Below are 8,330 nucleotides of genomic sequence, written 5' to 3'. Positions count from 1 at the left end.
GTTCAGTTTGGCTAAGGTGTTGATAGGTCATGGCTACTTTGACTTGCAGGTCTAGAAGCTTTGGATACTAAAACATCCTTAGCCTCCTTAACTAGTTGTTCAAAGTTGCACTTCGTAGTTGAATCCACCATATTTAATACTAGGTTTGGTGTTGATTAGTTTTCTATTTGAAGATCTTGCTGTTGCGGCCGGAGTAGCAATCTCAACCGCAGGATCTTTGCTTTGGAGTGAGTCTTTCTTGGCGGTTTGGTTTGGTATTGCTCTTGGGGATCTCTTGCTCTATGCGGCAGGCTACTATTCAAGGAAAATTCCGTTTCTGAAAAGGCGATTTGTAGATAATCTTCCAAAAGATAGTAGCCAGTTAAATAAATATAAATTGGCTGGGACTATATTTATTGCCAGAATGACCCCCGGCTTAAGGTTGGTTAGTTATGTTTACTTAGGACTTAAGCATGTCAATTTATGGACTTTTAGCTTTTTAGTCATGTTGGCAGTTTTGGTATGGACTGGCAGTCTTTATCTAGGCAGTATCTATTTAGGCTCAGCTATCGCCGATGTCCTGCCAATTCCTAAGTCAATAGCTGTTACCTTGCCTTTATTGATTTTGGCTTTAACTACCTTTGCCTATCCATGGATTAAGTCTAAATGGAGGGAGCTATGAAGTCTCATAGCATTGTTAGAGAAGTTAAGGGTAACAAGCGGAAGGGGAAACCCCTTAGTTTCTTTGAGTTTTGGCCGGCTTGGCTATTCTATTTTCCTGTATACATATATGTAATCTACTTGATGATTCGCCATCGCAGCATCATGCTGCCTACTGCAGTAAATCCTCAACTAGCCGATGGTCAGTTTGTAGGCGAATCTAAAAATGAAATATTGAATATTGTTTCTCAATATTTGCCTGAGTATGCGGCTAAACATTTTCTGGTGACTAAAGGGAAGAAGTCTGGAAATGTCTTACTTGAACAAGTTAAGCAATCACTTATTGAGTACGGTATTATCTATCCTTTCGTTGCTAAGCCCGATTTAGGGTGCCGTGGAGCGGGAGTCAATCTCATTAAAAGTCAAGATGAGCTTGCCAGCTACTTGAGTGCATTCCCCGTAAATCAATCTATTATTTGCCAAGAGCTCATTCCTTATGAGTCAGAAGCTGGCGTGTTTTATTGCAGGCTTCCGTATCAAGAAAAAGGCAAAATCATTTCCTTAACCTTGAAACATTTTCCAGCGGTTCTTGGGGATGGAGTCAAAACTCTGAAGGAATTGATTGAAAGTGATGCGCGCGCTAGTCAATTGACACATATTTATTTCCCACGTCTCCAACACAAGCTCGCATCAATTCCCGAAAAAGGGGAGAAGATAGGACTGGTATTTGCTGGGAACCACAGTAAAGGGGCTATCTTTAAAGATGGGCGAGACCTGATAAGCCCCACTTTAATTACTACGTTTGATAGCATCTCTAAAAAGCTTCCAGAATTTTATTTTGGACGTTTTGATATTCGTTACGAGAGTTTTGCTCAGCTTGAGCAAGGGTTAAATTTCAAAATTGTGGAAATTAATGGTGCGAGTGCTGAATCAACGCACATTTGGGATGCCGATTACAGCTTATTAAGGGCCTGGAAGGATTTATTCATGCAGTTTAATCTAGCATTCATGATTGGGGAGTACAACAGAAGACGTGGTGTAAAGACTCAATCTTTTAAAGAGTTTTATCAATCTTATTTGCGGGATAAGAAGTTAAGTAAGCTATACCCCGGAACACATTAAAAATGGCCCTACAAAATACTGATCAACAGTTGGTTGAATACACTGCGATTAATTTAATTGCTCTAAAAAAACTAGCTCTATTTTTCGTTCATGGCAATACAGGTTCGTACCCCAACTCAATTGGCGGCCACATACGTCATATTATTGAACATTATGATGCTCTAGTATTCAGAAATTCTAGCCAAATAAATTATGACTTGAGGAAGCGTGATGAGCTTTTAGAGAGCAGTTCCACTGAAGCTGTTGAGCGCATTGAAAAGTTAGCTAAACAATTGAACGAAAATACTATATTAGAAATTGAAGAGCCTATCGAGGTTAGCTGTGTGGGTGGTAGCAACGGAGAATATTTATTTAGCAGTCAATCTACCGTAGGACGTGAATTATCCTTTTTAAATAGCCACTGCGTGCATCATTTGGCAATTATTAAGCCGATCTGCAAGCAGTTTGAAATCCCTCTGGATGAATACTTTGGTTATGCTCCCTCAACGATTGCCTATCTTGAATCTCAAAAATTGGAGGTCTAATGAAATCACTCTTTTATAAAATCATCAGTATTGGATTATTGTTCTTCTCAGTACAGGGGACTGTTTTTGCTGCTCCTCCCATCAATACATTAAGTGGCGGTTTATTTGATAGACAAACCGGTACCGCAATACGAGGATATGACCCTGTTGCGTACTTTACCGACAATAAGCCCGTTAAAGGTAAGGAAGAATTTTCGATGGACTGGAGTGGCGCTAAGTGGCTATTTGCCTCTAAAGCGAATCTAGATTTATTTAAAGCTAATCCAGAAAAGTATGCACCTCAGTATGGAGGATATTGCGCCTACGGAGTAGCGGTTGATAATTTAGTGAGCATTGAACCCGATAAGTTCACTATTATTAATGGCAAGCTATATTTAAACTATGACGCCGATGTACAGAGTACATGGCGAAAGAGTCCTGAGAAGTACATTATTGATGCAGATAAAAAATTTAACACTTTATTGAAGAAGTAATCCATAAATCAGCACTCAATTATCAAAGGGGTTTTGTATGAACTTTATTAAGAAAAACTGGGCTTGGATTTTGACAATCTATGTGTCATTTGTGTTTATTCAGTCTTTATTCTTTAAATTCACTGGCTCACCTGAAACTGTCTACATCTTTGAAGGTAAGCTGGATCCATGGGCTGCTTCATTGGGTTTTCCAGGTTTATTTGCACCCGGCGGTCTTTTTTCAGCAAGAGTAGTAGGCTGTTTTGAGTTAATTGCCTCGGTTCTATTGATTGTTGGGGCATTTGTTTACAAGAAAAACCCTTGGGTTCAAATTGCAGGTGCCGTAATGGGCTTGGGCGTCATTAGCGGAGCGATCTTCTTTCACTTGTTTACTCCACTTGGTATTGCAGTGGTCAATACAGACGGTTCTAGCGATGGTGGGCAGTTATTTACTTTAGCCTGCGGAGTATGGATTGCGTGTGCTTGGTTATTTTTAATCAACCGCAATGTTTGGTTGGCGCTGATTAAGAAGTAATAATGCCAAGGGCTTGAGAGAGAATGTTTTTTCATGCCCTATTTCATCGCTTTATTCTACAGAAGCAAATTAGTAATGAAATGAAAGATAAATAAGCTTTACTTAAAGTAATGCTCATCCCTCCAACATAGCTCCACAACTCGCCATTAATCCCCACTCTTAGCCATACTTTCTTTTGGCTAAATGGACCCCAGTAATTCATCCAAAGAGGTTGTCCTAGCCTGGTGTCTGAAGCTAAATTATGTGTATGGCAATTAAAAAAGAAAGTACACATCAACTCATACACCGTACCTAACCCTCTATCAACGCGAGCATAGTGCCGTATGGCAATGTCGCTATAAAGTGGATAACAAGTGGATACGAGCCACTACCAAAGAGACTAAGTTTGACTTGGCGATGAATAAGTCTAAAGAGCTGTTGGTGGAAGTGGGATTCGTAAAAATTCTGGGACTCCAGCGACCATTAAGGGCTTATTTGCTATATGGCAAGGTAAAAGTGGGTGATTTATATAGGTTCCCAAAAGGAACTTATTGCGCTATAATGGAACCACCTAACGGAGAACAATCATGTCTATTAACGTGAAATTATCGGAAAACCTTGTTGAGCAAGCTAAAGTGTTTGGAAGTGTTGAGCATCGCTCAGTACCTAAGCAGATTGAGTATTGGTCGCAAATCGGCAAGATCGCTCAAGAAAACCCAGATTTACCATTCTCTTTGATTCGCGAGATCTTGATTGCCGATCAAGAGCCAGTCGTTGGTGAGTACGTTTTTAACTAATGCGTTTACTGGTCACGGCCACTTTTGCAAAGGCTACAAAAAAACTGCATACACCGCAAAAGCTAGAGTTAGATGCTGCACTTAAGCTTATTTGCAAAGATCCTGAGATCGGCGAGGCAAAGGTGGGAGATTTGTTAGGCGTATACGTTTATAAATTTAGGTTGTCTCAGCAACAATGTTTATTGGCGTATCGAATTTTGGATGCAGAAAGTATCAAACTATTAACATTTGGCCCGCATGAAAATTTCTATAGAGATTTAAAACGTCAAGACGAGTAATGGGCCTCTTTAATTCAATGATTCATAGTGATAGTCGCTGTGTGAATGGTGTCAAATTCGGAGAAAGCTAAAGGTAGAAATATCCAAGCTAACGCCGAGCGAAGCTTAGTAGAGATACTTTGAACGTGTAGAGACTAGACGGCACCCATCTAAGTTCAGAAATGAATACGGTGAAGGAATAGTCCAGGGAGTAGTGAAAGCTACACAAATCGGAATCCTTGGCTCCCAGGTTCAAGTCCTGGTAGGGCCCACCAGAAAAGTAAACCCTCATCAGCAATGGTGGGGGTTTTGTCTTTTGAGCATTACTTTAAGTAACGTTTTGCAGGATATATAAATTAATGAATTTGTCCACTCAGAGCGAATTCCCTTAGAGCATTACCAGGTGTGATTGTGCTTTTGTAGAGTGGTCCACAGGGAGTATCGGCCATCATCATTGAGAGTGAAAAGCAATTATCTGCATAATGCATGGACTGATAGCCTTCTAGATGATAAGTAAACATATTTAAAATACCAATGATGCTGCGATTGGTTGATTTGCAATAAATCACCTTATCAAGATGATCTAACTCCTGTTGCATAAAAGATTCGCTTACACCTTGAGAAAGCAAGATCTTAAATAGGTATTGTGGGAATCGCTCTACTAGGTTTGATGCTGGAGCTAGTGGCATCAACACTGGTAGTAGGGTTCTTTCATTTACAAACAACGCCACTTGAGGTTTTGAAAATATTGCCTTAGCATACCAATTGCCCAAAATATTGTCTCCCTTCCCAGCGGGTTTGTTTGCGCCTAAAGAGACCCGATCTAATAATTGTTTTGAGCAGTGTAAATAAAACATTGGAAGGCGCCTCTGATTAGGTCTAAGGTCAACTTTCTTTTTACCATATGCGGTAAAAAGTTTGAATTTTATTAAAATCCATAAGCCTTACCGTTACTTAAAGTAACGCTCATTCTCGATTTATTGCCATTAGCCACCACAACTAGCCACAAGTTCTTTTGGCTAAATGGACCCCAGTAATTCATCCAAAGAGGTTGTCCTAGCCTGGTGTCTGAAGCTAAATTATGTGTATGGCAATTAAAAAAGAAAGTACACATCAACTCATACACCGTACCTAACCCTCTATCAACGCGAGCATAGTGCCGTATGGCAATGTCGCTATAAAGTGGATAACAAGTGGATACGAGCCACTATCAAAGAAACCCAACTTAGTTTGGCGGTTAATAGGGTTAAAAGAGCCTCAGAGTATCGTTAAACGCTATTTAAGCAGGGTTTCTTGTCAATTCCTGACTAAAAACTTTACAATAATTCCATAAAACTTTACAATAATTCCATAAAACTTTACAAAAATAGACATGAAATTTGCTAATACAAAGCGCTCCCAAGAGGTACGCCAGTTCTTGGTAAATGGCGTTAAAGCCAATCAACTCGATTTAGCTCATGCTGCAATGGCAAAGTTTGGCCTTACTAGGCAGGCTATCCATGCACATTTTGCAGCCTTAGTTAAGGATGGATTTTTAGCTTCCAGCGGAAGTACCAAGGCGCGTGTATATCAATTAGGTATAAAGCGATTTCATGACGGTCTATTTAAATTAAAGGGACTGGAAGAGTCTGAAGTCTATTCAAGTGACTTTAGTGAAATATTTAATGGCTTGCCTAAAGAAATTGCCAATATCTGTCATTACGGCTTTACTGAGATACTTAACAACGCCATTGATCACTCAGAAGGAACTGAGGTTTATATACATGTAGAGAGAACGCCTGATTTTGTTTCGATTTCGATTGTGGACAATGGTGAGGGTATTTTTGACCATATTGCCAGATTGTTAAAGTTGCAAGATCCGCGTGAATCTATTTTGGAATTGAGTAAGGGAAAGCTAACGACTGATCCAAATAATCACAGTGGACAGGGAATCTTTTTCTCATCTCGTGCTTTTGATGAGTTTTTTATTTTTTCTGGGGATTTAGTCTTTACGCACGCTGATAGTGCTGGCATGGACTTTTTGTTGCATAACGAGAGGAGTCACAAAGGAACTCAAGTGGTTATGAAGATAGCGCTTAACTCCGAAAGAACCTTACGTGAAGTGTTTGATAGTTTTAGCGGAACGGAAGAAGAGGATTATGCGTTTAATAAGACTATTGTTCCGGTGAAGCTAGCTCTTTACGAAGGCGGCCAACTTATTTCACGTTCACAAGCAAAACGAATTTTAAACCGCGTAGATCGCTTCAAAACTGTGCTTTTGGATTTTAAAGGTGTTGAGTCAATTGGTCAGGCATTTGCAGATGAAGTATTTCGTGTTTTTGTTAAGCAAAATCCACAAATTACCATTCATTCCATTAATGAGAATTTAGAAGTTAATAAAATGATTAAGGCCGCTCAAAGCAATCTGTAGCGGTTGTCTAGAGATGCCTGCCTTCAAAACCACTTTCGAGCAAAAAAGTCCTAAACGGTAGTTCCAAAATTTATTTGGTTTTGAAAACTAAAGAGTGAGCTAGCTCTTCTAGTAAATGAGTGAATTTGCTTACACATTTGCTTACACACCGACACTGACCACCTGCAGAGCCCCTGTTTATATGGCTCTATCATGGGCTTCTGCTCTCATAATCTTTTGGTCCCAGGTTCAAGTCCTGGTGGGCCCACCAATGAAATCAACGGCTTGGGGAGAAATTCCTAAGTCGTTTTTCTTTCTGTGCAACAAAGTGTGGAAGCAATCTTCACAAATCTTCCATGGCAAACCCACTAGATATATAGGTCTACCATTGAAGCGATGAACTACTTGTAGATTATTGTATCCAATATTTAAGGACTGCTTACGGCCAGATGCAACTATCATACCGCCTACACAATTTCATATGTCAGAAGTAAGACTGCGGCACCCATGCAAATCAATGCGAGCATAAAGAACTTATCCGCAATATCTTCAAAATAAACCGTTTTTGAATTGCTTCGAATGGATAGGTATGAAAAGATAGAGCTTGCTAGAAAGATGAGGGCATCTAGAGCTAGGAGGTCATCTACCCAATAGGCAATGCCACGGTTGGTCTGAGTGAGCTTCACAATGCTGATAACGGTCATGCATACACCAAGCATTGCGCCTGAAGTCGGCAGAATATGACCGCTTAGATTATTGGGGTTACGCATTTACTGGTGAATGTAGTCTGGTAAAGTGCCTGACCCAGATTTTTGGTTGGGCGACGGTGATCCACCGAGTTCTGGCAAGTTGTAGTTTGGTTGGCTTGGAGTCAGCTTTTTTTGACTTGCATTAATAAAAGTAGGTACTTTACTATCAAAAGATACCTTTTGCTCAGAAGTCAACAATTTGTAAAGCGGTTTGGCGGACTCATCAACCTCTTTTAAGCTGGTATATCGATTTTTTGCATCTTCGGTAGATTGATTTAGATATTTCAGTCCATCAATGGTGGCGGAACTATCGATATTCAATTTAGCTCTTTCTTTGGCAACATCACTCGCATAAAGTCTCACCTTGATTGCAAAATTACCCCAAGCCTTGCTTTGTTCGGATGTTAGCTTAAGGCTTTCCTCAAGGCGAGATAATCTAGTTTCGATTTGCTCATAAGTAAGCAGATGTGAGCCTGGAGCAGGCACTGAGATATGAGTATTTGCCGATGTGCTGGAAGAGTCGGGATTAGAGACATTGCGCCCGGCGCCCCTTCGCATTCCAGGCATTCCTGGGATCCCAGAGCCTTGGGATCCGCCCCATTGAGCAAAAGACTCTTTAACGGGCAATATTGCTACTAAAACTAGAAAACTCATGATAATTGAGCGCAATGGCATGGTTTGATTCATTTTTCTCTCAAATGGATGTCTCTAACTGTTGTTAGACAGTAATTTTGAAAAATACTTACTCTAAAAAGAAAAGGTGGATTCAACTACGAAGTGCAACTTTGAACAACTAGTTAAGGAGGCTAAGGATGTTTTAGTATCCAAAGCTTCTAGACCTGCAAGTCAAAGTAGCCATGACCTATCAACACCTTAGCCAAACTGAA

Annotated in this window: 11 protein-coding genes; 8 read left to right on the top strand and 3 right to left on the bottom strand. The window is 40.1% G+C overall.

Features of this window, described 5'->3' with window-relative positions; all coding sequences use genetic code 11:
- The first annotated feature begins 118 nt into the window (after positions 1 to 118).
- From ICN37_RS07525 to ICN37_RS07495, 7 genes are all read left to right on the top strand, one after another.
- The gene (locus tag ICN37_RS07525) at positions 119 to 661 is read left to right on the top strand and encodes a DedA family protein (RefSeq protein WP_216156254.1); all 543 of its coding nucleotides are present in this window, start codon (positions 119 to 121) and stop codon (positions 659 to 661) included.
- Positions 646 to 1,761 (top strand): hypothetical protein, encoded by a 1,116-nt coding sequence (locus ICN37_RS07520; protein WP_216156251.1) that lies wholly within the window; start codon positions 646 to 648, stop codon positions 1,759 to 1,761. Before ICN37_RS07525 ends, ICN37_RS07520 begins: the two co-directional genes overlap by 16 nt.
- A gap of 2 nt (positions 1,762 to 1,763) precedes the next feature.
- The gene (locus ICN37_RS07515) at positions 1,764 to 2,285 is read left to right on the top strand and encodes a DinB family protein (RefSeq protein ID WP_216156248.1); all 522 of its coding nucleotides are present in this window, start codon (positions 1,764 to 1,766) and stop codon (positions 2,283 to 2,285) included.
- The gene (locus ICN37_RS07510) at positions 2,285 to 2,758 is read left to right on the top strand and encodes a YHS domain-containing (seleno)protein (protein ID WP_216156245.1); all 474 of its coding nucleotides are present in this window, start codon (positions 2,285 to 2,287) and stop codon (positions 2,756 to 2,758) included. Before ICN37_RS07515 ends, ICN37_RS07510 begins: the two co-directional genes overlap by 1 nt.
- 37 nt (positions 2,759 to 2,795) lie before the next feature.
- A complete protein-coding gene (locus tag ICN37_RS07505; protein ID WP_216156242.1) occupies positions 2,796 to 3,272 on the top strand; it encodes a hypothetical protein in 477 nt (158 codons plus the stop codon).
- Positions 3,273 to 3,838: 566 nt separating this feature from the next.
- Positions 3,839 to 4,048 (top strand): hypothetical protein, encoded by a 210-nt coding sequence (locus ICN37_RS07500; protein ID WP_112209613.1) that lies wholly within the window; start codon positions 3,839 to 3,841, stop codon positions 4,046 to 4,048.
- Positions 4,048 to 4,326, top strand: a complete 279-nt coding sequence (locus tag ICN37_RS07495) for a type II toxin-antitoxin system RelE/ParE family toxin (RefSeq protein ID WP_068949142.1) — start codon at positions 4,048 to 4,050, stop codon at positions 4,324 to 4,326. Before ICN37_RS07500 ends, ICN37_RS07495 begins: the two co-directional genes overlap by 1 nt.
- Positions 4,327 to 4,661: 335 nt before the next feature.
- Here the strand turns inward: ICN37_RS07495 and ICN37_RS07490 are convergent, their stop codons facing one another.
- Positions 4,662 to 5,162, bottom strand: a complete 501-nt coding sequence (locus ICN37_RS07490) for a hypothetical protein (protein ID WP_068949143.1) — start codon at positions 5,160 to 5,162, stop codon at positions 4,662 to 4,664.
- A 515-nt stretch (positions 5,163 to 5,677) separates the two neighbouring features.
- Here ICN37_RS07490 and ICN37_RS07485 point away from each other — a divergent pair.
- On the top strand, positions 5,678 to 6,715 hold the full coding sequence (locus tag ICN37_RS07485; protein WP_216156239.1) for an STAS-like domain-containing protein: 1,038 nt from the start codon (positions 5,678 to 5,680) through the stop codon (positions 6,713 to 6,715).
- 446 nt (positions 6,716 to 7,161) lie between these two features.
- Here ICN37_RS07485 and ICN37_RS07480 read toward each other — a convergent pair whose 3' ends face one another.
- Positions 7,162 to 7,464, bottom strand: coding sequence for a hypothetical protein (locus ICN37_RS07480; protein WP_216156237.1), 303 nt, complete (start codon positions 7,462 to 7,464; stop codon positions 7,162 to 7,164).
- Complete coding sequence (locus ICN37_RS07475; protein WP_216156234.1) at positions 7,465 to 8,130, bottom strand: Spy/CpxP family protein refolding chaperone; 666 nt, start codon at positions 8,128 to 8,130, stop codon at positions 7,465 to 7,467.
- Positions 8,131 to 8,330 lie beyond the last annotated feature (200 nt).

The sequence above is a fragment of the Polynucleobacter sp. P1-05-14 genome (assembly GCF_018881675.1).
In the GTDB taxonomy this organism is placed as follows: Bacteria; Pseudomonadota; Gammaproteobacteria; order Burkholderiales; family Burkholderiaceae; genus Polynucleobacter.
Note: the sequence above shows the minus strand (reverse complement) of the source record. Positions and strands in the feature narration are given on the sequence as shown.